The sequence below is a fragment of the Clostridium sp. FP1 genome (genome assembly GCF_011065975.2).
Lineage (GTDB): Bacteria > Bacillota > Clostridia > Clostridiales > Clostridiaceae > Clostridium_AD > Clostridium_AD tagluense.
Map to the genome: position 1 here is coordinate 4,584,603 of NZ_JAAMNJ020000001.1, position 23,463 is coordinate 4,608,065.

The 23,463-nt window shown below is 30.8% G+C and carries 20 protein-coding genes; 6 read left to right on the plus strand and 14 right to left on the minus strand.

Translation table 11 applies throughout. The annotated features are described in order from the left end of the window. Positions 1-17: 17 nt before the first annotated feature. The 7 genes from G9F70_RS21735 to G9F70_RS21765 form a co-directional block, all read right to left on the minus strand. Positions 18-371, minus strand: a complete 354-nt coding sequence (locus tag G9F70_RS21735) for a DUF6514 family protein (protein WP_125005256.1) — start codon at positions 369-371, stop codon at positions 18-20. A gap of 368 nt (positions 372-739) precedes the next feature. After that, positions 740-1,339, minus strand: a complete 600-nt coding sequence (locus G9F70_RS21740; RefSeq protein WP_164944009.1) for a hypothetical protein — start codon at positions 1,337-1,339, stop codon at positions 740-742. Between the two features lie 160 nt (positions 1,340-1,499). Next, the gene (locus tag G9F70_RS21745) at positions 1,500-2,744 is read right to left on the minus strand and encodes a hypothetical protein (RefSeq protein WP_164944008.1); all 1,245 of its coding nucleotides are present in this window, start codon (positions 2,742-2,744) and stop codon (positions 1,500-1,502) included. After that, positions 2,741-3,871, minus strand: a complete 1,131-nt coding sequence (locus tag G9F70_RS21750; RefSeq protein WP_164944007.1) for a DUF58 domain-containing protein — start codon at positions 3,869-3,871, stop codon at positions 2,741-2,743. The genes G9F70_RS21745 and G9F70_RS21750 overlap by 4 nt, the downstream gene beginning before the upstream one ends. Before the next feature lie 10 nt (positions 3,872-3,881). Further along, complete coding sequence (locus G9F70_RS21755) at positions 3,882-4,829, minus strand: AAA family ATPase (RefSeq protein ID WP_164944006.1); 948 nt, start codon at positions 4,827-4,829, stop codon at positions 3,882-3,884. A 390-nt stretch (positions 4,830-5,219) separates the two neighbouring features. Continuing rightward, positions 5,220-5,678 (minus strand): COG2426 family protein, encoded by a 459-nt coding sequence (locus G9F70_RS21760; protein WP_164944005.1) that lies wholly within the window; start codon positions 5,676-5,678, stop codon positions 5,220-5,222. 181 nt (positions 5,679-5,859) lie between these two features. Then, positions 5,860-6,750: a DegV family protein gene (locus G9F70_RS21765; RefSeq protein ID WP_164944004.1), complete on the minus strand. Its 891-nt coding sequence runs from the start codon at positions 6,748-6,750 to the stop codon at positions 5,860-5,862. Between the two features lie 195 nt (positions 6,751-6,945). Here G9F70_RS21765 and G9F70_RS21770 point away from each other — a divergent pair, with 195 nt between their 5' ends. Then, a complete protein-coding gene (locus G9F70_RS21770) occupies positions 6,946-9,489 on the plus strand; it encodes an FAD-dependent oxidoreductase (RefSeq protein WP_164944003.1) in 2,544 nt (847 codons plus the stop codon). A gap of 53 nt (positions 9,490-9,542) precedes the next feature. Here G9F70_RS21770 and G9F70_RS21775 read toward each other — a convergent pair whose 3' ends face one another. Further along, positions 9,543-10,436 carry an N-acetylmuramoyl-L-alanine amidase gene (locus tag G9F70_RS21775; protein ID WP_224617730.1) on the minus strand — a complete coding sequence of 298 codons (894 nt, stop codon included), beginning with the start codon at positions 10,434-10,436 and terminating at the stop codon, positions 9,543-9,545. Between the two features lie 236 nt (positions 10,437-10,672). Between G9F70_RS21775 and G9F70_RS21780 the strand changes: the two genes are divergently transcribed. Then, positions 10,673-11,056: a hypothetical protein gene (locus G9F70_RS21780; RefSeq protein WP_164944002.1), complete on the plus strand. Its 384-nt coding sequence runs from the start codon at positions 10,673-10,675 to the stop codon at positions 11,054-11,056. An 83-nt stretch (positions 11,057-11,139) separates the two neighbouring features. Here the strand turns inward: G9F70_RS21780 and G9F70_RS21785 are convergent, their stop codons facing one another. The 4 genes from G9F70_RS21785 to yidA form a co-directional block, all read right to left on the minus strand. Continuing rightward, entirely contained in the window at positions 11,140-11,823 is a 684-nt protein-coding gene (locus tag G9F70_RS21785) for a PBECR4 domain-containing protein (RefSeq protein ID WP_164944001.1), read from the minus strand. Positions 11,824-12,176: 353 nt separating this feature from the next. Next, positions 12,177-12,833 (minus strand): deoxynucleoside kinase, encoded by a 657-nt coding sequence (locus G9F70_RS21790; RefSeq protein WP_164944000.1) that lies wholly within the window; start codon positions 12,831-12,833, stop codon positions 12,177-12,179. Positions 12,834-13,227: 394 nt separating this feature from the next. Next, positions 13,228-13,905, minus strand: coding sequence for a hypothetical protein (locus G9F70_RS21795; protein WP_164943999.1), 678 nt, complete (start codon positions 13,903-13,905; stop codon positions 13,228-13,230). Positions 13,906-14,182: 277 nt separating this feature from the next. Further along, on the minus strand, positions 14,183-15,007 hold the full coding sequence (gene yidA, locus G9F70_RS21800) for a sugar-phosphatase (protein WP_164943998.1): 825 nt from the start codon (positions 15,005-15,007) through the stop codon (positions 14,183-14,185). A gap of 507 nt (positions 15,008-15,514) precedes the next feature. Between yidA and G9F70_RS21805 the strand changes: the two genes are divergently transcribed. Next, positions 15,515-17,815 (plus strand): diguanylate cyclase, encoded by a 2,301-nt coding sequence (locus G9F70_RS21805; RefSeq protein ID WP_164943997.1) that lies wholly within the window; start codon positions 15,515-15,517, stop codon positions 17,813-17,815. A gap of 252 nt (positions 17,816-18,067) precedes the next feature. Here the strand turns inward: G9F70_RS21805 and G9F70_RS21810 are convergent, their stop codons facing one another. Beyond that, complete coding sequence (locus G9F70_RS21810) at positions 18,068-18,241, minus strand: hypothetical protein (protein ID WP_164943996.1); 174 nt, start codon at positions 18,239-18,241, stop codon at positions 18,068-18,070. Between the two features lie 142 nt (positions 18,242-18,383). Then, positions 18,384-18,929, minus strand: a complete 546-nt coding sequence (cmk, locus tag G9F70_RS21815) for a (d)CMP kinase (RefSeq protein ID WP_164943995.1) — start codon at positions 18,927-18,929, stop codon at positions 18,384-18,386. A gap of 186 nt (positions 18,930-19,115) precedes the next feature. Between cmk and G9F70_RS21820 the strand changes: the two genes are divergently transcribed. From G9F70_RS21820 to G9F70_RS21830, 3 genes are all read left to right on the plus strand, one after another. Continuing rightward, complete coding sequence (locus G9F70_RS21820; RefSeq protein ID WP_164943994.1) at positions 19,116-19,577, plus strand: ferritin-like domain-containing protein; 462 nt, start codon at positions 19,116-19,118, stop codon at positions 19,575-19,577. A 290-nt stretch (positions 19,578-19,867) separates the two neighbouring features. Continuing rightward, positions 19,868-21,364, plus strand: coding sequence for a leucyl aminopeptidase (locus G9F70_RS21825; protein WP_164943993.1), 1,497 nt, complete (start codon positions 19,868-19,870; stop codon positions 21,362-21,364). A gap of 174 nt (positions 21,365-21,538) precedes the next feature. Then, positions 21,539-23,362, plus strand: coding sequence for a MutS-related protein (locus G9F70_RS21830; RefSeq protein WP_164943992.1), 1,824 nt, complete (start codon positions 21,539-21,541; stop codon positions 23,360-23,362). Positions 23,363-23,463 lie beyond the last annotated feature (101 nt).

The following is a 23,463-nucleotide window of genomic DNA, read 5'->3' on the forward strand; positions in this document are numbered from 1 at the left end:
GGCGATTTTTGAAAATATTAGCAAGTACCAATGTTTTTTAACATCTCATCAAAATCGCTAATATACTCATCTATATAGTCACCTAGTATATCAATCATATGAATAGGTGATACTGTATTTTCATATAGCATTTTTATAAGATTTTTAACTTTATGTCTTTGAGGACTTATGTTTTCAACGCAATCCCTCTCTATAAATACCACTGTATCATCAATGATGTCTTGTCTTTCAATCTCAATACCATAGGCTTGTACTTCAGTAGATTCATTATCCATTGAAACAGAAACCTGACTCTTTACTAATCTATAAAAATAATTATGCTTTACATCAACCTCTGTTACTTTTTTAGATAAACTTTCTAAAACTACCATATTCGTCCCCCTTGTGTTATGTTATTGAAAATATAGTAACATTATTTTTCAGAAAAATCTGTCATTTCATGAAATGGCTTCAAATGTATTATCTCTTAAAACTGACAACTTCAACCTTTTGTGCCCATAATGTTATTATTAACAAAGTATCCACAGGCATATCATTATATATACATTAGCTTATTTTGTCGAAATCATCATAAATATATCTAAAAGTTTTTATATTTTAAATTGAATATATTTTGAAAAACTGCAACTATTTTTTATTTGACCCATAATATAATGAAAAATATAATTATTTTGTAAATATTTAGCATAATATCCTTTTATTCCGATAAATGTTTTATATATTTTTTAATCCAATAATGTTATTTGTATTTTTTTCCCTTTATTTCTTTTAGCATTTTGTACCTATCCACACCAATGTATTTACATAAATCTTCCAATATTAATAACACTGCAATAACCATAGTACAATCTTCCTTGTAATATTCCTCTAGTTCATAACGATTTTTATACACAATAGTATTAGCTTTTTTACAGCTAATAGTTTTGTATAATTCATTTAAGGTATTGTATAGTATAGAGTATGAAATTAAAATGTAATCGCCTTTTGCTTTTTCACTGCCATTAACTACCTCTCTAATAATTTTATTTAATGAAGTATTCTTATAATACTCTAGCATTTTTAACACATAATTATCCTGGATAAACTTGCCAATTATCTCAGCATCTATCAAAGTTATTTCACCCTCTGTGTTAAAAAAAATGCTAGCATCTAACAAACCATTTTTCTGATCACTAATTTCTGATAACATTTTTCTCATTTTATAGTTGAAATAATTAGTAAATTCGCCCTTTGTAATAAAATACTGCAGTTCTTTAGTAGACACAACATACACTAGCTCTGAAAAATTTTTATAAGCCTTATTTAGATAACTCTTATTATTGTAATCTATGTCACTCATAACCCTATGGCCCCCACTATAATAAATTAGTTGAGAATTTTAAGTCCTCTCTATTTAGTGTGGCTAATTAAATCCAAACTATACTAAAACACAGCAAAATAAATAACAAGTCAAGTATACTAGCACACTGACTTGTTCTTTATTTTCCCGTGTTTTGACTTTATAGTTGCTTTTTAATGTTACTATGTCCCTTTCTAACGCTTTCCACATTTTCCTGAGTCATAGTATGCAATGAGAACTTAGCTTCGTTATATACCAGTGTCATTTCATCTAAGCTATCAGAATTATCCACATTAATTTTAGTTACATTCTTTAGTTGCGACGCAGTCATATAAGGCTTATAAATATCTGCCCCCTCAGTTATTTTCTCAAAGCCTCTATATGTGTAAAGAATCTTATCTCTATTACTTTCGCCACCTTGAAAAATTTTATCAAATAAGTTTTTAACCCAATGTTTTTTGTTCTTTTTTTTAACAATTCTTTCCTTTTCTTCTACAAATCCCTTATATATTTTTGTTTTATTTCTAAACCTGGATAAAAATTTATATATTACATATAGAATAAGTAGTAAAATTAGAATTTTAAAAATTAAAATAATCACCGGTGGTATATTAATATTTTGATATTTAGACATATCGGACTGCTTCTTTAAACTCTCCCCAGCTGCGCTACCTTCTAATGTGAACTTATTTTCACTTTTCAGGAGAAGTTGCTTTATTTTTTCAGAAATCCAACTTATCGGTGCACCAAAAACTGTAGTTAAAAGGAATACAATAAAGAACATAATAAAATTTACTAGTTTTATAAGCATATCTAAGGCCTTCGCAATAATTTTGTTAGCAAAATCTAAAGATAGTGTAAGTACTGATATGCCTATAATTATATTCGTAACTATAGATGTATTGCTTTTAACCGAATATATATATCTTCGAGTTTCTCTCATAAGTATAATGATCATGATTATATAGAGAACATGAAACCTATACATTGCATTTACAAAGTCACTTCCTAATGTAAATGAAGCCATCCAAATAAATACTAAAACTACCATAGACTTATCTATATCTTGTTTATATTGATAGTAATCTATAGGGCTATCCTCCAATGAATAAGTTATTAAAGCAATAAATAACAAGAAAATTATATTTATAAAAATGATTTTCCCTTTGAATAATATGGAAGAAGCTACTATATTAAGTCCCAAAGTCACTAGTATAAAAAGATTCTTTTTTAACTTCACGCTATTAAGATATTGTGTAAAAAAAACAATACACAAGGTTATTAAAAACAGTTTATAATCCACTAGGTTTTCAAATAACCATCTACTTAAAGTTGACCAAATTATAAAAGAAATAGTAACAAAGCTTATACTATACATACTTTTTACTTTTCTATACCAGCTCATACCGTAATCCCACCTTTATAATCAATCTTTTCAATACCTGAAATGTAGGTCACAGTGGATTCTAAAGAAACATCTATTATTTTAATTAAAATGCCCTTTCTTTTCAATTTAGATAAAATACCAACAGTGTCTTCATCTAAATATGGCGTAATAATTACATAAGTAGAATTTGGATTTAAATCTTTTATTTTACTTCTTAAATAATCACTAAATTTAATAGTAATACTATAACTCATCCTGGCACTAAGTTCCATTATTTTTCTAAGAGCATTAATATCAGGTGAAATTTCATTAATGATTTTCTTTTGCATTCCCACCAATTGACAGTTAGTCCACATTCCTGAAGGTACGCCTTCTTTAATTGCTTTAGACGCCAGTGATGCCGCCACTGTAATTCCATTTTCTATAAGTGTTGGTTGAATGGTACCCCAATAAGGCTCACCACATTGACCGTTTACTATTATTGTAAGGTCTCTATCTGATGTGAAATCGTATTCTTTTACCATAAGCCTGTCCATTTTCAAACTAGATTTCCAATGAATATCCTTCATTCTATCCTCTACGTTATACTCTCTTATGCCTTTAATATATAAGGGGTCCTTATGAATCCATCTCTTAACATAATTATTACCTTGTAAATTGGTATTTGCAAACTCAACATTATTCATATTAATAAGTTTAGGATAAACCAAAATTTCTAGGAAGTCTTCTACTGCTACTGTTTCTGCAGAGCGTCCAAATAAATCTCCTACAGTAACATTAATATCTCTTAAAATGTAGGCTCCTCTTTTGTTACACTTCAATTTACAAATTCTTCTTTTTCTTTCATACCAACTTATAGTGTATTTACTTAAATGCCACAAATCCGCCCCTTCCTTAAATTTATTACTGTCTGATACAAATTCTATATCCCCTGGCATTTTTTCACTTAACATTAAAAATGATATAGGTAGCCGTTTATTATTTTCAATGGTTGTAGCTAGTTTGAATTCCTCACCAGGTAATACTCTATCTTTATCAATATTTCTACTGATTTTCAGGTTATCAAAACCTTTTTTTCGTGTATACTCACCTATAAAAAAAATAATAGTTAGTATGGCCAATATCAGAGCAAATTGTATAAACATAGTTTGCCCCCTATAACTTTTCGAGTGGAGCTTGAATAGTACTTATTATTTCTTCTATAAGTGTTTTACTCTTATTTCCCTGTCCTAAATCGTTCTTGAGCATTAACCTATGGCCTAAGATAGAAACTGCAAGTTCCTTTATATCCTCTGGAATTACATAGTCTCTCCCGAGCACCGCCGCAAGTGCTTGGCTTCCCTTCATCATATTTAGTGTAGCTCTTGGACTACATCCAAGCTCCACTTCCTTATGACTTCTTGTAGCACTAACTATTGCTATTATGTAATCTTTTATTTCTTCGCTAACATGTACCATAGTATAATTATTTTGAACATACTCTATATCTTCCATAGTAATCACAGCCTGAAGGTCATTTAATGGATCCGCTGTCATAAATCTATTCATCATAGCTTTCTCCTCGCTGGCATCTGGATACCCTAATGAAAGCTTCATAAAAAATCTATCTAATTGTGCCTCTGGTAATGGAAAGGTTCCAAACTGTTCCACTGGATTTTGAGTAGCAATTACGAAAAATGGTCTTTGGAGTTTTATAGTATTACCCTCCACAGTAATTTGTCTCTCTTCCATACACTCTAAAAGTGCTGACTGTGTTCTAGGTGTAGCCCTATTAATTTCATCAGCTAAAACTATTTGACTTAAAAGTGGTCCAGACCTAAACTCAAAGTCCTGATTTTTTTGGTTATAATAATATATTCCAGTTAAATCCGAAGGCAGTAAATCTGGTGTGAACTGTATCCTCTTAAAATTGCAATTCATAGAGCTTGAAAGACTTTTCGCAAGCTTCGTTTTGCCTAGTCCAGGAACATCCTCAATAAGCACATGCCCAGAACATATAAAAGCTACTATAATTTTATCAACACTGTCTCCTTTGCCTACTATAACTTTACCTATATTTTCCTTGATTTTGCCTCTAAATTCTTCAAATTTCTTTGTATCCATTTTAAAACCCCCCATTAGCTTATATATTTACATTTAGCGACTTACAAATTCTTTACTGTAAATATATCACATATAGTAGTCTTTTTAAATATAATTTGGCATTAATATTTCTACTTGTTACTGTTTTATCAGTTTTAAAATAGTAGCTATATACTAGGTGTGACATTTCAACGTAATGACTTGCAATATAAAACGAAAAAACTATTGAAATTCGATTTAGAAATTCTTGTTTTGCGAATATAAAATTCTCGTAAGCCTGACAGGATGCATAACAATTAATAATAATAATAATAATTGTTTTTAGGATTAAGTGTTTTTTCTTAGATTATGCTTGACCTTATAGCATAATCCAAGAAAAAAATCTCTCACCATTAGGTAAGAGATCATTTATTAAAGCATTTTCAAAAAAGCTGGAGCAGCTACAGCTAAACCTGTAATAATAACTCCGCATAAAAAAGATCCCACAACTGCACACATAACAGATCTTTTAAAATCCAGCTTTAAAAAAGCGGCTATTGCAGTTCCTGTCCAAACTCCTGTAGTTGGGAGAGGTATTGCAATAAATGTTATAAGCGCTATTTCTTCAAATTTTTCAAACTTAGCTTTATTCTTGCTTATCTTTCTATCAATTAAATTATAAAAACCACTAAAAAATTTATATTTTCCTAAAAAGTCAAATATTTTATTGAAAAATATCAGCACAAAAGGAACAGGAAGCAAACTTCCAAAAAAACTTAACAAAAATACTGTTATTGGATTAATATGATATACATTTATTCCAAGGGGTATAGCCCCTTTCATCTCAATAAGAGGCACTGCCGACAGTAATACTACTTTTAACCATTCCATAAAAAACTCTCCTTATTACTTTTTTTTCTTAATGTATCTTCAAAAAAAATGACTAGTCATTATACTAGTCTATTTTTTTTGATACTTAACCTATTATTTACAATACTATTATAAGTATTATGATTACTTACTTTCAAGTTATATTATAAATAAAAGAATATTTAACTGTATATTCACAATTCTAAATATCGATTACATGATGTTGTCTACTCTCACCAATAAAAAACACTGCCAAAGCCCCTGGCCCACTAAATCTTCCTACCACTGGTCCAATGTAATGAATAAGTACTTCTTTAACACTAACCTTTTCCAATATCTCCTCTTTAAGTCTTACAGCTTCCTCGTAGCAATCTGCATGACAGATAGCTATGCTTTGAGTTTCAGGATCTATAATCTTATCCTTTACTATTTCTGCAAGCTTAGTTATGGATTTTTTACGCCCACGCACCTTGAACACTGGCATTACGCGTCCTACCTGGTTAAGCGTAAGTATAGGCTTTATATGCAGAACTAGCCCTAATGTAGCCGCTACATTAGATATTCTTCCGCCTCTTTTTAGAAAATTCAAATCCTGTACAGTAATATATGTATTTAAATTTTGTATATTTTTTTCTATTTCGCACACTATTTTCTCTGCGGTGCATCCGACCTTTTTCATTTCTACAGCTTTTCTAACCATAAGTCCTTGACCAAGTGATGCTGTTAACACATCAATAATATGTATTGTAACACTTGGAAACTCTTCTAATATAGCAGTCTTTCCAATATTAGCACTATTATAGGTTCCGCTAAGACCTGACGAAACTCCAATATAAATTATATCCTGGCCACGCTTAGCAGCAGGTTTAAACATATTGTAGAAGCTTTCAGAATTTGCTTGAGAGGTATTTGGAAGTGCCCCTTCCCTAAGATCATCAAAAAACTGTTTTTGACTTAAACTTTGTCCAAAATCATCTAAGTACTCTTTATCATTATAACTGAATGGTAACATAGCAAATGGTATGTTATTCCCATAAATATATTCCTTTGGCAAATCACAGCAAGAATCTGTCATAATAACAAAATCTCTCATTCGTACTCCTCCTACTTTTTATAATTCTGCAAATATTTCGTTAAACAATACAGTAGAAACTATAGCATAAAATGTGTTCACTGTAAAAGGAAATTGCATTTACGGAGTAAATTATTATTGCTTTCTAAATACGCCTATATTATAATGTTAAATAATAACTATTATTTTTCAATAGTAATTAAAGGAGTGTTGTAAATGAAGGCATTAGAAGTGAAAAAAGATATATATTGGGTGGGTGCACTAGACCCCAATCTTAGAATTTTTGATATAGTTATGTATACCCCTTTTGGCACTACTTATAACTCTTATGTAGTTCGCGGCAGTGAAAAAACTGCGGTATTCGAAACAGTAAAAGAGAAATTTTTTGATGAATATCTGGAAAGACTAAAGTCTTTAGACATTAATATAGAGAACATTGATTATATCGTAGTTAATCATACGGAGCCAGACCATGCAGGTTCAGTTGGTAAACTTTTAGAAATTTCTAAAAATGCTAAAGTAGTAGGTTCATCTACAGCAATTAATTTTCTTAAGGAAATTGTAAATAGAGATTTTGAATACATAACTGTAAAAGATGGAGACATTATAAATCTTGGAAATAAAACCTTATCCTTCATTTCAGCACCTTTTCTTCACTGGCCGGATTCAATGTTTACCTATGTTGTAGAGGACAAAGTTCTTATAACTTGTGATTCCTTTGGGAGTCATTACTGTAATGCCGAAATGTACAATGACTTAAACCAAAGCCATGAAAATTATAGGGAGGCCTTAAAATACTACTTTGATGGTATTATGTCCCCCTTCAAACCTTATGTGTTAAAGGCTATAGATAAAATCAAAGACCTTTCAATAGATATTATATGCCCAGGACATGGCCCTATTTTAAGATACGACCCTTGGAATATAGTAAATTACTATAAAGAGTGGAGCCTTCCAAGAGAAGCTTCGCAGGAGCCACAAGTCACATTATGCTACGTATCAGCTTATGGATATACTGAGGCTGTGGCTAAAAAAATAGAGCAAGGCATAAAAACTTATTGTAATTTCAAAGTTAACATGTATGATGTTATACATAATGATATGAATGATATTTTAAATAGTATAGATAAATCTGAGGGATTAATTTTTGGTTCTCCTACTATGAATGGAGACGCACTAAAACCAATATGGGATATTTTGATAAATCTAAACCCTATAGTTCATGGCGGAAAAGTAGCTTCTGCATTTGGTTCCTATGGTTGGAGTGGAGAAGCTGTTCCAAATATAGAAGATAGATTAAAACAAATTAATCTAGATTTATATCCTTCCATGAAAATTAATTTTAAACCCACAGAAGGAGATTTAAACTTCGCCTTCAAATTTGGAGAGTCTTTTGCAGAGAAAATAGCTGAAAAACTCAAAATAAAAAGTTGCCCAGTAAAGCCTTCTACACAAAAAAGATGGAAATGTGTAGTTTGCGGAGAAGAATTTGATGGACCAAACCCACCTGAAATATGCCCTGCTTGTGGAGCCAGTGCCGATCAATTTATTCAAGTATCACAAGATGTAGTAACCTTTAGTTCTGATAAAAAAGAAAAATTCCTAATCATCGGTAACGGTGCTGCTGGATATTATGCTGCTGATGCCATAAGAAAAAGAAATAAACAATGTGAAATAGAAATAATCTCAGATGAACCCTACTTAACATACTATAGACCTTCCATCTCTGATGGTATAAGTGAAAATCTTAAAGAAGATACTTTTTATCTATCTCCAAAACAGTGGTATGTAGATAATAACATTATCCTTACTTTAGGAGTTCAGGTTGAAAGTTTAAATCCTGAAGAAAAAAGTATATTACTTAAAAATGGTAGCGCTGTGAGCTATGATAAGCTAATTTTAGCAAATGGAAGTCAAAACTTCATGATTCCTGTAGATGGAGTAGATAAAGCAGGTGTCTTCACTTTAAGAAATCTAAAGGATTTAGAGGCTATTAGAATTAAAATGAAAACCGCAAAAAATGTAGTAATTGTAGGTGGCGGACTTTTAGGCCTTGAAGCGGCTTATGAAATAAGCAAGACTGGTCTAGATGTTTGTGTGGTGGAAGTCAGTAATTCCCTACTTACTAAGCAATTAGATAGTGAAAGTAGCCTTATACTTAAGACTGCAGTTGAAAACCAAAATATTACAGTTATACTTTCCGATTCTGTAACCTCTATAGTAGGTGAAAAATCTGTTTCCTCTATTAAGCTCAAAAGCGGAAAAACACTGGAGGCAGACCTGGTGCTATTTTCAACAGGTATTGCACCAAATAAAAATATAGCCCATAAAACTAATATAATTACGAGCAGAGGTATACTAATCAATGATAAAATGGAAACTAACGTTAAAGACATCTATGCCTGTGGAGACATTGCAGAATTCAAAGGTAGAGTGTATGGTAATTGGCCTGCTGCTGTAGAAATGGGTAAAGCTGCTGGTATGAATGCGGTAGGAGAAAGTAAAGACTTATCCATCTCCCTAAGCGCCATTTCCTTTAATGCTATGGGCCTTGAATTATTGTCCGTAGGCGAAATTTCAAAAGAAGGATCTGTTGCTATTGCCTTAAATGATGATGCAAACAAAATATACAAAAAATTATTCTTCACTGAAAACATAATAACTGGTGGTATTCTAATAGGAGATAATAAATCTTCTGCTAAACTAATAAGTGCTATCGAAAGTTCAAAATCAATAAAAGAAGTCCTAGATATCCTTTAGGTGTCAACGTTGAAAAGAACACATAAGACTTAGTTGTCTTATGTGTTCTTTTCTTATTGCATTAACGCCTTATCAATCCCCTCTGATAATGCTTTGGATAGTTTATTTTGATAATTTTCAGTTGATAGTAGCTTATCCTCTTCTACATTAGATTGAAAACCCATTTCCACTAAAATAACAGGAACCACCGACCAATTAAAACCTGTAAGATCATTTCTCTCCACAACACCTCTATTTTTTATACCAACGCCGTGGATTAAATTGTTAAGAACTATTTCTCCATATCTTTTACTTGTTTTATATATAGCCTTTGTGCTTTTGCTATCTGCCGGCACCAGCATTGATGCTCCCTTAACAGCTGAATTATCATTTGAATCCGCATGAATTCTTATAACTAAGTCTGCCTTAGCCGTATTCCCAATCTTCGCTCTTGCAATATTCCCTAACATTTGTTTATTTTCTGTTTTAGTCATTATTATATTATAGCCTTTTTTCTCCAATAAATTCTTTAGTTTAACTGCTACTCCCATATTAACCAAGTACTCGGGGGTTTTTGTGTTAATACCCTCAGCCCCACCTGGCTCCTTTATTTTCATTATGTTGGAACCTGGCGCCTGCTGCTCTTTTTCCATACTAGTAACACTTGCATGTCCCGGGTCTATAACAATAACCATATCAGATTGTTTTTTCAAAGCCTTCTTATATTCTTGGGTTTTAACCTTTGTTTTTGCTATAACTGGGGGTTTAACTTCTTTTTTAGTTACAACCTTGCCTTTTGGTATTGGCTTCTCTGCTACTTTATTAGTTTTATTTATATTTCCGACCTTAACATTTATATCCTGTACAGATTTTCCATTTACTTTACTCACATAAATTGCGCCATATAACGCTCCACCTATAATTGGTAAACAGATAAAAATCAATATAATTTTCTTCATTTTCGACATTTTAACACTCCTAACTCTTTTTCTTTGAAAATAGCAACAATTAATGCCTATCTTACTATTCCTTGATGGTAATGTATATACTTATATCTCTTTTAAATAAAATTTATAGATTGCAATACAAACTTTACAAGATTTCGAGAAAAATATTAAATGTTAAATTCCAATCATCCCCTAGTATTATAATAGGTTAAAAAAACCAAACTAAGAAAGATGAATAAAAAAAAGGAGGCCTTTTCATGCCCCGTAATAAAGATAAATACGTCAGCGAAGACCGTAATAAAATCGAAAAAGCTAATAGAATAGAGGAACTTGAAAACTTAGTAGAAAGCCATACTAGAACAAAGCGACATCTTGAAAATCACTCTGACATTACTTCACCTCAAAAGGTTAATGAATCAAGAGAAAAACAAGCTGAGAGAGAATGTAACATTGAAATATTAAAGGATAAAATTATAAGTGGACAACAAATACGATCTAATGAGTCAGAAGGCCTAGAAAAAAACTATACCTTTGCCAAGGGATACATTGCTCATAACAAAAATCATATGGATGGTGAAGCCTTAGAAAACATGGAAGAAAAGCAGCAAAACAGAAGAGATAAGATGAGTGGATTAACATAAGCGGTAAAATATTTAAGCATAGAATTTATAAATTTTCTTGATTTTCTATAAATTAAAAACAGGCAAATTTAGAAATATAACTTCTAAATTTGCCTGTTTTTTCTTTTTAATTTTTTATTTTTCTTTCCTTGTTGCTTACCCTCAATAGTTGCTGCAACCTCTAATTCTGATTTAAAAGGATGTTTAGAAATTATTTTCGTATTTATAATCTTTATGTACTCTTGATCAATAATAAACCTATCACTATTGTCTCTTTCAACGATTAAAGTACGTGGATAGTACATTCCTCTTTTCTCATCCTTTTCAATACCCAGATGTATCCTACGTCCATAGTGAGTATCATACAGGATAAATTCGCAAGATACCTTAGAATGACCTGTAATATTATTAAATCTTATAATTTCACAATGCCTCAATAGTTTATAAATGCATGAAAAGCAAAGAATTTTGTCCTTATCTCTAGAAAATTTTCTTTCATCTATGCTTCTTAACTTTTTAATAGTTATATCCTCATTAAAAACACCCATATAACCATTTTCACCACTATAGAATTTTTTTGACTTATAGGGCACTATATGTTGGAACCCCATCAAATGACAAAGATTAACATCTAAAAATTCCAACTTGATTATATCCTTGTTTTCTAACTGGAGCACATATATGTTAGGGCAAATATATATATCATAAAACTCTTGCAAAAGCTTCAAAGAAATTTCAGAGATCTTGGGTAACCTATTTAAATTTAATAGTTCGTCTGTAGTTAGCATATTCCCTCCATAAGGAATGTCGTAAAAAACTATCCTAAGTATAAATATTTTATAATGACTTATGATACTAATAAAGTCTTAACTAATAAAAGTTAAGACTCCTAAAAAAACATATATTCTAATAAAATGAACAGCATATTAGTATTTTATGCCCTAATCGGCTAAGCTCCCAGTATATTTATTGTCTCCTAGGCGAGAGTGCGGGGCTGTTCGCTTATTCCCTCACAAGACTTAAATATTTTTCAAGTCTATACATCTATTATACTCCTCATAAACAAACAGTACAACAATATTATAGTATATTTATAATCATTGGGAATACCCAAAAGTGTACTTAAAATACCGGCTAAATGTTATTTTATTTTTCCCAGTGCCTCCTCTATAAGCCCTAGCACATATTCTTTATCTTTTTCATTATTTTCAAAATCTAATCCTTCCACATTTATCTTTAAAATTGGTGATATATTATATTGCTCAAAATAAGCTCTATAATTAGAATTTAGCTTTTCCCAATATTCACGTTCCACAATTTTCTCATACTCTCTGCCTCTTTTATTTATCTTATCCATAGCTGCATCCACAGAGGTTTCAAGATATACAAGTAGTTTTGGCGCCTTGCAATGTTCGATCATATTTTCGAACAGTTCAGCATATAAATCAAATTCTTCATTGCACATCTCACCTGAATCCTTTAACATTTTTGCAAAAATCACATCTCCATAAATACTTCGATCCATAACTGCATCTTTTACTTTTGAAGCTTCTTTAATATGCTTAAACCTTTTATTAAGGAAAAATATCTGCAATGAAAAACTATATCTCTCTCTATCATAATAAAATTTTTCTAATATAGGATTATCCACCACTGGCTCCTCAAAACGTACATAGCCTTTTTCTGCCATTATATTCATAAGTGTGGTCTTCCCTACTCCAACTACTCCATCGATAACTATCATATCCCAGTTTCCTCCTCTATTTATCTTACTTAGTGCCCTCTCGTAAAACCCCATAATATTATACTCTCCTTATATACTTTTAGGTATAAACCCTGCACATCTTTTAAATACTTTCATTCTAAAATTTGATTTCTATAAGCAACTCAAGACGCCTACCTATTAATAATTATTATGTCCCCCTGAGGAATGGCAATCATGAAATTTCCCCATAGTGACTTGCAATAAGAAGCGAAAAGACTATTGAAATTCCATTTGGAAATTCATATTTTGCGAATATAAAATTCTCGTAAGCCTGCCAGGACGGCAGGCTAGCGAACCCGAGCCAGGAAGGCGAGTGTGAGTGCTAGAGAATTTTATATTAGCAAAATATTAGAATTTCTTAATGGAATTTCTAGTCCCGAGCTCTTATTGCAAGGCACGCAGGAGAAACTTAATACTTTGTTATCCCCTACACAATTTTAACATTTTTCCTTTTTGAATAAGCTAAAATTATACCCAAAGCCAAGGATAAAAATGCAGCCATAAGAACTCTATAGTCACCTGGCAATAAAAAAGTTATTGTATGTGCTGGTATCCAGAAAAAGGGGATAGTTTTAAAAACAACAAAACTCATAAATCCATACCAATCTATTTTATCCGTTACAGCTCTAAGCTTAACTTTTTTAATCTTACTAAACTTTCCATGACCCAAATCTATATATGTATCGGTAAGCCTGTGTAAGGTCATAAAGGTAGGTCCAAAAATTAAATTCATAAAAGCACTTGTGAAAAATGCAAATAATAATTTAGCTGAAAAAGTATCAGGCACACCACTAGGCAATAATCCCTTCTTCATTGAACCAATTACTCCATTTGCAAATAAATCAAAAGCTATAACAAACCCTATACCCAAAAATCCCCAAACTATAAATCTATATACAATTCCTACAGGTTTCTTATAATTTCCAGTGACTATTCTAAGTGCTAACAGCTCCCCCATTGTAGCTAAAATGGAAACCTTTACAAATCCCATTATGTAAGGATGTGCTTTATTAGCTAATGTATACATTTCATTAGTTGATGGAAATGCCAATAAAAAAATAATTATTAGTAATGCCCCTATCCATATTAAATCCTTTTTTTTCACTATAATTCCCCCTCTGTATTCCTTTGTATTATACCAGAATCCCAAAGCAGTTTACACATTTTTTAGGCAAAATTGTGATTGTTTATAAATAAAAAAAAGCTAGTAATTGGACTCTTACTAGCTTTTCCATATTTGTTTTAAAAAGATTTTTTTGTATTAATTTTGTCTTTAACTGGGGGGATAAAGATGATCAATACCAACTGAATTAACAGTTTCTATGTTTTTATTATATACTAATTAAATTGCATTGTCAACAACCGTTATTAATTAATATTAATTATACTGCAAAAGCTTCTTTGCCATTCAAAATGAACTTATTAATTATATATGCTACTCCATCTTCCTCATTAGTTTTAGTTATAAAGTTGGCAATTTTTTTAACTTCTGGGAAGGCATTTCCCATAGCAACTCCTAGTCCAGCATATTTAATCATATGAATATCATTGCCTGCATCACCTATGCATATAACCTCTTCTTGCTTAATATTAAGTTTTTTTGCAAGGGCCGCTACTCCTGCACCTTTATTAACTGATTTATCAAGAAACTCTAAGTAGAAAGGTGCACTTCTAACTACTGTATACTTGTTACTTACCTCTTCAGGAATCTTTTGCATTATTTCCTCTATTATTTCTGGCTTGTCCACAAACATGACTTTTACTATAGTAGTATCTACAGCTACATCTTCCACAGCAATTATTTCGTTAGAAATACCATTCATTTCAGCCTCTCCCCTGGTGTATATAGTATCTTTAGGAGAAATCACACTAGTCTCTGTTAATGCATGTATATTAACGTTTAGCTCTTTGCTTAGCTTGTACAAATCTTTATAATCTTGGAGAGTTAATGTTGTTTTAGATATTATTTCCCCACCTTGAGAGCTTTGAACAAGGGCTCCGTTAAAAGCTACTGCATAATCATCCTCGGAAACTAAGTTAAGTTGTTCTAAATATTTTTTAAAACCAACTAAAGGTCTTCCTGATGCTATTACGACTTTCACTCCATTTTCTCTCGCTTGTTGTATTGCTTCATAATTTGCTGGTGAAATTTTCTTTTCATCACTTAATAAGGTTCCATCCATATCTATTGCTATTAATTTATACATTCATAACCTCCATGTAACACATTTCTTAAAAATCACTTAACGTGATTAAATCTCTTTAAAGTATATCATGGAATTTTTCAAGTAATGGATTTCATACTTTGTAAACTTTGCGTGAATTTTTTATTTCTATATTTTTCATCTATTATAAAAGTTTCTGATTAGGTTTAAAGAGCATGCATATTACACTTGCTTAAAAAAGTCAGTTCCACAATTTTCAATAGAATGTTCATTTAAAGAAATTTGAGCTATAACAAAAATCTTTTCAAATTAATGTTCATAAATAAACAAAAAAAGTATATTACTACAAATTTTTTTGTAATAATATACTTTTCCTATATTTTATAGCTTCTTTTATTACAAAATTTTTTAATTATAAATAGCTATTATGAATTTCAATACATAAAAATGTTAAGTTAGAGAAAAAGTGCTGACAAGTTTACAATATTAATATAAAATAATAACTATAATATGTAAAATAGACTAATTCTATACAACAGGAGGCAAATTATGATGCTAAAAAAAGAAAAATCACTAATAATTACTTTATCTATTATTATTTTAGCAGCATTATTATATGCAATTTTCACATTAAATAAATTAAGCAACGCAAATACCTCATCCAATATTAACGTCCAAAAAGGTGTATTAGAGATTTCAAATTGGGATTTCCATAAAGATGGCTATACTTCTCTTGAAGGTCAATGGGAATTTTACTGGCAGCAATTATTGACACCAGAAGATTTTGCTACGAGCTCACCACTTCCCTCTTATATAGAAATGCCTATGGAGTGGAATAGATACAATAAAAATTACAGTTCTAATGGCTATGCTACATATACTTTAACAATAAAATTAAATGATAAATATAAAAACACCCTTTTAGGTATAAGCGTACCTTCTATGTTATCTGCATATAAATTATGGGTTAATGGCGACCTCTTTTCCTCTAATGGAATTGTTGGTACAAGCGCTTCTTCAGAACGCCCAGGCACTATACCCCTAACAAGTTATTTTATGAATAAAAGTAATAAAATTCATTTAGTACTTCAAGTATCAAATTATAATTTTAGAGATGGTGGTACCCAAGACAAAATTTATCTAGGAACACAATCTCAAATGGCTAATAAAAGAGAGGCTTCCATCGCTCTTGAAATTCTTTACTTCGGTGTATTGCTTATAATGGGCTTGTATCAATTATGGTTATATGCCTTTAGAACAGATGATACTCCTAAACTGTATTTTGGTGCCCTCTGTATAACTTTATCTTTAATAGCCTTAACTGTTGGCAATAAATACTTTTTCACCATGTATAATAACTTAAGCTATAGCTTGGGTCTTAAACTAAAATACTTAACTTTTTATGTTGGAGTTTATTTTATGATAAATTACATACATATACTTTTTAAAAATAATTATTCAAAATGGGTTAGAAATGGCTGCAAACTTTTTTGTTTTTTCTTTATAACTACTACTATGTTTATATCCCCGCTGCTGTCCTCAAAGTTCCTTATGATTTTTCAAATATTCACTTTATTAATGATTATTTATGCTGCTTTTATTATATTAAAATCATATCATAGTAAAAAACAGGGGAGTTTAATTATTGCAATTAGTTGTTTAGTACCCATTGCAATAACCGCTATGTCAATACTACGATATCTAGGTTTGAATAATATCAACGACTATTCACTATCAGGATTCTTACTTCTCATACTTTTAAATGCTTTTATGTTGGCAATGAATGAATCTAAAGCTTACAGAAAAATAGAAAATTTATCTAAGGAAAAAGAACAGTATCTATTAGCAGAAAAACTTACAAAAGTTACCTTACTCTTAAATTCTACCTTGAATTTACAAGAAGTTTTAGATAAATTATTAGAAAACTTAAAAGAATTAGTACCTTATGACAGTGCCTCATTTTTCATGGAAGAAAATAACCGTTTTAATGTTAGGGCCGGAAATGGCTTTGAAAATGTGGAAGATATATATAAAATTTCTATTAATAAAGAGGATGACAAGCTATTTAAAGAAATATGTAAAACTAAAACTACATTATTAGTTTCTGATGTTAAAGAAGATCCTCGTTTTAGTCTATTTATAGATAAATCTACTATTGAAAGTTGGATGGGAATACCTATACTGTTTAAAAACGAAATTGTGGGTATCTTAACATTAGATTCAACCCAAAAGAATATTTATACTAAGTATCACTGTGACATAGCTTTATACTTTGCATGCCATGCAGGAATGGCTATAGAAAACGCTAAACTACATGGTAAAACTAAGTACCTAGCTAGCATAGACCCGCTAACTAGCTTGTACAACAGACGTAGTTTTTTTGAACTTGCAAATATAAACTTTGATAAAGCAAAATCATTTGCACAGACCATTTCAGGCATTATGATGGACATTGACGATTTCAAGAAAATCAATGACAATTTAGGTCACCATACTGGTGACCTGGTATTAAAGCATCTTTCTAAAATTTGTTCTGAAACTTTAAGTAATAGTCATATTTTAGGTCGTTTTGGTGGTGAAGAATTTATTGTTCTATTACCCACTACCTCCTTTAAAGCTGCAGAAATAATTGGTGAAACCCTACGAAGTGCTGTAGAAAACAATCCTATGATTACTAGGGCATCAGGTTCAATACCTATAACCTTAAGCATTGGAGTTGCTTCTATTACTCCAACAATACAAGATTTAGATTATTTGTTTATAGAGGCGGATAAAGCACTGTACCAGGCGAAATCTCTAGGTAAAAATCAAGTTGTGTCAATAAATTTGGACACTTTAATAGTAACTTAAAATGGAGGTATATAATGAAGTTGTTCAAATGGGTGAACCCGTTGTAGATTATTTTATAGACTCTTAGTTTACTACATTACAAATCCCCGTAAGCGGGCCAGGACAGATGACAATTAATAAAACAAGTATGACTTTCTCCAAAGTGACTTGCAATAAGAAGTGAAGAAACTATTAGAATTTCTTAATCAAATTTCCAGTTTGTAGTTCTTATTGCAAGGCACGCAGGAGAAATCTAATGCTTTCATTATTTTATTAAAGACTATCTATTTTTTTATGCTGACATCTTTTACAAACCTTAATTTTTTCACCACTACCAATAATTAGATCATACAACAATTTTATTCTTTCAGTCTTACATACAGGGCAAGTTCCTCTTCCTCTCGATGGCAACTTCCACAAAGCCCTACCGCGAAATTCTTTTCCCATTTTAAATCCCCCTTTTGGTTTATTGTTCTCTAATCACTATTAATAGTATTAATTATTGAAGGAATTTATGAATGTTTTTTATTTTTATATTTCGCGGAACAAACTTTAAAATAGATTACACTTAATAATACACCAACAAATTTTATATTTTCTCACTCACTCTTCTCACCTTATCTAAGACATCTTCTACTACATCTTCCATACTGATATGAGAAGTATCAATAACTAAATCGTAGTTACTCCCCCTATCTATGTCTATATTATAAATATCCTTAAATCTGCTAAGCTCGAGTCTCCTTCTTTCAATTATATTCTCCTTTGCTTCTTGTTTTGAAGCATATTTCTCTGATTTACCTCTTTCATTCTTCATAGCCCGTTCCACTGCAGTATCAATATCTACCTTTAGATAAATTTTAAAAGAATCGGGTATAAAATTCCATGCAAGTCTAGCATCAAAAATAAAATTTTCATTTTCTATTCCGATTTCTATAGTCCTATTGTCAACTTCATAATCTAAATTATTATCAAGCATATATTTATTGTATTCTGTTATAGATATTCCTTTTTCAACCGCTAGCTTTCTTTGTAGTTCACCTACACTAAAATAAGTATAATCTAAAGCCTTACTTATAGCCTTAGCAACGCTGCTTTTACCTGAGTATAAGGCTCCTGTTATAGTTATTTTCAATTTAAAATCATCTCCAATACTTTAATTCACTAAGATAAATAATCCATGAAATTATAATATCAATTATACTTCATAATTATATTTTTTGTAACTGCTTCCTGTAACAGATATCAACGGTTCTTCATATTATATATAATATTGATTTTATAATTATTTTTCCTAAAAAGCGCTAAAAGGAGGGTTAAAATGTTTGCAAACCCATATACCATGTATGATATGGATTTATTAGAAAAATCCTTAGAAGGGATCAAATTAGCTGTTCAAGGTGAACAAGAAGATGAATTATTCTATGATTACTTAATAAGCATTGCCCCTACAGATGATGAAAAAAAAATTATTGCCTCTATAAGAGATGACGAACGTGGACATAATAAAATGTTTAGACAAATATATAAAAGCATAACCGGTTCCTTTGTACCTCCTGGTGAAGATGAGGAATTTGTAAAACCTATTTCTTACCTTGATGGTATAAAAAAGGCCTTATTTGGAGAACTGAGCGCTGTAGAACGATATAGAGAAATCAGAAGAGGCCTTCCATCTACAATTTATAGAGATATGCTTTTCAACATTATAACGGATGAAATAAAGCATAGTGCAAAATACAATTACTTATTTACTTTAAACAGTCACAGCATGCCAAGAAATTAACTTTTAAGGTAATTGTTACCTGGAAAACAATAGTTTTTTCGTAAATTATGAGTTTTTTCTTATATTATGCTAACAAAAGTATATATTACTTGGCGACGTGAAAGCATTTTAGCGATATATACTTTTTGTTATAGCATAATATAAGAAAAAATAAATTGGTATTGACAAAATTAGTCATTAAGCATACAATCAAATTAGATATTACTTGATAATCATTATCGTTTTATACGAATTAGGCATATGAAAATGAATATGCCTTATACCAAAAATGAAAGAGAAGGTGAATATATATGATATTCCATAGTAAAAACATAAAATCCAAAAACAATGAGGCTGAAACAAAATTTATTACATATTTTGAGGATTCAAAGTTAGAAGATTTAAATTTATCATTGGACAATGAATTACTGTCTAAAATTAAATTTACATTAGATAGTGAAGGCTTCAAATGTAAAAATGGTGAGCTTCAAAATATCAATTTATTTAGAAATGAAAATCCTAAAAATATAATTCTAATTGGTATTGGCAAAAAAGAAGATTTTAATTTAGACAAATTAAGAAAAAATATAGCAAAAGCAGTAAAAGAAGCAGCAAATCTTAAATCTAAATCTATTGACATAAATATAGGAAATTTAGTTAGCCTAATGAACTTAGATGAGATCACTCGAACTATTTCTGAATCTACAGTAATGGCAGATTATAAATTTGATAAATATAAATCAGATAAAAAAGCGAAAACCTTAGAACAATTTACTATAATATATAATCAGGAAGAGGACTTAGAAAGTATTGATAAGGGAATTAATGAAGGTGTTATACTTGGACAAGCTAACCTACTCGCAAGAGAATTAGTTAATGAACCTGCTAATATATTAAGTCCTATAGAGCTAGCGCAGCAAGCAAAAAAAGCTGGTGATGAAAGTGGCTTTGAAGTTGAAATATTTGATGAGGCTTCTATAACAGCATTGAATATGCAAGCCTTCCTTGAAGTAGCAAAAGCTTCTGCGAACCCACCAAGATTAATTGTAATGAGATATAATGGTAACCCAGTCAAAAAAGATGAAATTGTAGGACTCGTTGGAAAAGGCCTTACTTATGACACTGGCGGATTATCTATAAAAACTACTGCTGGAATGGTTACAATGAAATCTGATATGGGTGGAGCAGCCGCCGTAATTGGTGCCATGACTGCTATAACAAAACTAAGAGCAAAGGTAAATGTAGTGGCAGTAGTTGCTTCTTGTGAAAATATGATTAGTGGAAACAGTTACAGACCAGGAGACATAATAGGCTCCATGGGTGGAAAAACCATAGAAGTACTTAACACTGATGCTGAAGGAAGATTAACTCTTGTAGATGCAGTAAATTATATAATTGAAAAAGAGCACGCTACTAAAGTAGTAGATATAGCTACATTAACTGGAGCAGTTATTTCAGCTTTGGGCACTACAACTACTGGGGTAGTTTCAAATAATGATTTCTTCTATAGTAGATTAGAACAAGCTTCAAAAATTTGTGATGAAAAGGTTTGGAGATTACCCGCCTTTGATGAATATAAAGAATTAATAAAGTCTGATGTAGCAGACCTTAAAAACATAGGCGGTCCAAAAGCTGGAACTATAACAGCAGGTTTATTCATTGGCGAATTCGTAGGAGAAAACCCTTGGCTACACCTTGATATAGCTGGAACTTCTTGGTCAGAAAAAGACAGTGGTTATGAATCTAAGGGTGCAACTGGTGAAGGTGCTAGACTTTTATATCACTTGATTAAGCAACTAGAAAAATAAAAAAACAAACTATCAAAATATTTATAAGTATTTTGATAGTTTGTTTTTTTAAGTAGGCCTTATAATTTTTCCTTATTATTCACCTATTTGGTCATATTATCCTAATATTGAAAATTGCGGACCAAGCCTTTAGTATGATATTATATATATATTAAGAATGCCTAGGAGGATATCATGGAAACTGAAAAAAAACTTTATGCTAATCGAAAAAAACATTACGATAATCTATTAAAAAAACAAACTGAAACGGTAAGTTTTATAAGCTTATTAAGATTTTTAGTCTTTGCAAGTGGCCTCGGATTTACGATTTTCTTTTATTTACGACCTAATTATTATTTATGCCTTTCTGTATTAATTACCACCCTTCTGATATTTGTATTTTTAGCAATTAAACATAATAAGATAAAACACAACAAAATTCGTTGTTCTACTTTAAGTGAAATTAACGAAAATTGTATAAAACGTCTTAACAATAATTGGAAGGACTTTTCTGATAAGGGTGAGGATTTTTCTGATGAAAATCACAATTATACAAAAGACTTAGATATATTTGGTGACAGCTCCCTTTTTCAATGGATTAATGGTTGCACAACTTATCTTGGCAGAAAAAAATTGAAGGATACTTTCTCTGCACCTATTTATGGTATTGAGGAAATATATAAAAGACAGAATGCAATCAAAGAGTTGGCAAAGAATATTGGTTGGACACAAAGATTTCAAGCGGAAGCAATACTTAGCGAAAATAAAAATCATAACCCTGAAGAATTATTTCAATGGGTAGGGTCAAAAAATGAGTTTTTTCTAAAATCCTGGGTAATAGCTATAATAAGGATATTGCCAGTAATAACCCTATCAATTTTGGTGTCCTCACTTATTTTCCCAAAGGTGTCCTATAAAATAGGCCTTTTAGCCATTGCGCTACAAATAATACTTCTCTCACTTGGCCATAAAGAAGTAAGTAAAAATTTAGATACTGTACATCAATATAAAAATACAATTCTTATATATAATAAACTCCTTATACATATAGAAAAGAAGAAGTTTAACTCAGAGTATTTAATAAAATTAAAAGAAAAACTTATAAATAGTAAGGGACTTACGGCTTCTTTTCAGATAAAAAAATTAGTAAATCTAGTAAACCTAATATCTGACAGAAAAAATATGTATTATATTCCTATAAATATCCTTACTCTCTGGGATTATCAATGTTTAATTAATTTGCAGCGCTTTAAAAAAGCTAGTGGTGCTTCTTTAAAATCTTGGCTAGAGGTTATAGGCGAAATGGAGGCCTTAAATAGTTTAGGGTCTATAGCCTATGAGCATAGTAATTGGACAATGCCAAAGTTCCAGGAAGGCTCCCCTATTTTTAGAGCTAAAAGCCTGGGCCATCCACTACTTGGAACCAGCAGAGTATATAATGACGTTCTCATAGAGAAGTCACAAAATATTCTTTTAATAACTGGTTCCAATATGTCTGGAAAAAGCACCCTACTTCGTACTACAGGTATTAACTTAGTTTTAGCCTATGCCGGTGCTCCCGTATGTGCAGATGATTTCTACTGCTCTATAATGGATATTTATACCTGCATGAGGACAAGTGATAATTTAGAAAAAAATATTTCTTCTTTCTATGCAGAGCTTTTAAGAATAAAAAAACTTGTAACTGCTACGAAAAATAAAGCTCCACTCTTCTTCTTATTAGATGAAATTTTCAAAGGAACTAACTCTATAGATCGACATACAGGGGCTAAGGTTTTGGTAAGCAAATTAAGTAATGAGAATGCTCTTGGCTTTGTATCTACACACGATTTAGAATTAGGCGAAATAGAAAATACCAACGTGAAAGTTAAAAATTATCACCTTAAAGAATATTATAAAGATGATAAATTATACTTTGACTATAAATTGCGCCCTGGGGTTTCTACCACTAGAAATGCATTATACTTAATGAAAATGGCAGGGCTTGAAATTCCACCTGACATTGAAATTCCTAAATAGAATTATGGCTTTTATTCCTAATTTTTAAAAAAACTATCAAGATACCTGAGAGGTATCTTGATAGTTTTTTTAAGTAGCCCTATAATCCAAAAACACTTTTA

Coding starts and splice junctions, on each gene's coding strand:
- G9F70_RS21735 (WP_125005256.1), bottom strand. CDS start 371: ATGGTAGTTTTAGAAAGTTTATCTAAAAAAGTAACAGAGGTTGATGTA.
- G9F70_RS21740 (WP_164944009.1), bottom strand. CDS start 1,339: ATGAGTGACATAGATTACAATAATAAGAGTTATCTAAATAAGGCTTAT.
- G9F70_RS21745 (WP_164944008.1), bottom strand. CDS start 2,744: ATGAGCTGGTATAGAAAAGTAAAAAGTATGTATAGTATAAGCTTTGTT.
- G9F70_RS21750 (WP_164944007.1), bottom strand. CDS start 3,871: ATGTTTATACAATTTGCTCTGATATTGGCCATACTAACTATTATTTTT.
- G9F70_RS21755 (WP_164944006.1), bottom strand. CDS start 4,829: ATGGATACAAAGAAATTTGAAGAATTTAGAGGCAAAATCAAGGAAAAT.
- G9F70_RS21760 (WP_164944005.1), bottom strand. CDS start 5,678: ATGGAATGGTTAAAAGTAGTATTACTGTCGGCAGTGCCTCTTATTGAG.
- G9F70_RS21765 (WP_164944004.1), bottom strand. CDS start 6,750: ATGAGAGATTTTGTTATTATGACAGATTCTTGCTGTGATTTGCCAAAG.
- G9F70_RS21770 (WP_164944003.1), top strand. CDS start 6,946: ATGAAGGCATTAGAAGTGAAAAAAGATATATATTGGGTGGGTGCACTA.
- G9F70_RS21775 (WP_224617730.1), bottom strand. CDS start 10,436: ATGTCGAAAATGAAGAAAATTATATTGATTTTTATCTGTTTACCAATT.
- G9F70_RS21780 (WP_164944002.1), top strand. CDS start 10,673: ATGCCCCGTAATAAAGATAAATACGTCAGCGAAGACCGTAATAAAATC.
- G9F70_RS21785 (WP_164944001.1), bottom strand. CDS start 11,823: ATGCTAACTACAGACGAACTATTAAATTTAAATAGGTTACCCAAGATC.
- G9F70_RS21790 (WP_164944000.1), bottom strand. CDS start 12,833: ATGGGGTTTTACGAGAGGGCACTAAGTAAGATAAATAGAGGAGGAAAC.
- yidA (WP_164943998.1), bottom strand. CDS start 15,007: ATGTATAAATTAATAGCAATAGATATGGATGGAACCTTATTAAGTGAT.
- G9F70_RS21805 (WP_164943997.1), top strand. CDS start 15,515: ATGATGCTAAAAAAAGAAAAATCACTAATAATTACTTTATCTATTATT.
- G9F70_RS21810 (WP_164943996.1), bottom strand. CDS start 18,241: ATGGGAAAAGAATTTCGCGGTAGGGCTTTGTGGAAGTTGCCATCGAGA.
- G9F70_RS21820 (WP_164943994.1), top strand. CDS start 19,116: ATGTTTGCAAACCCATATACCATGTATGATATGGATTTATTAGAAAAA.
- G9F70_RS21825 (WP_164943993.1), top strand. CDS start 19,868: ATGATATTCCATAGTAAAAACATAAAATCCAAAAACAATGAGGCTGAA.
- G9F70_RS21830 (WP_164943992.1), top strand. CDS start 21,539: ATGGAAACTGAAAAAAAACTTTATGCTAATCGAAAAAAACATTACGAT.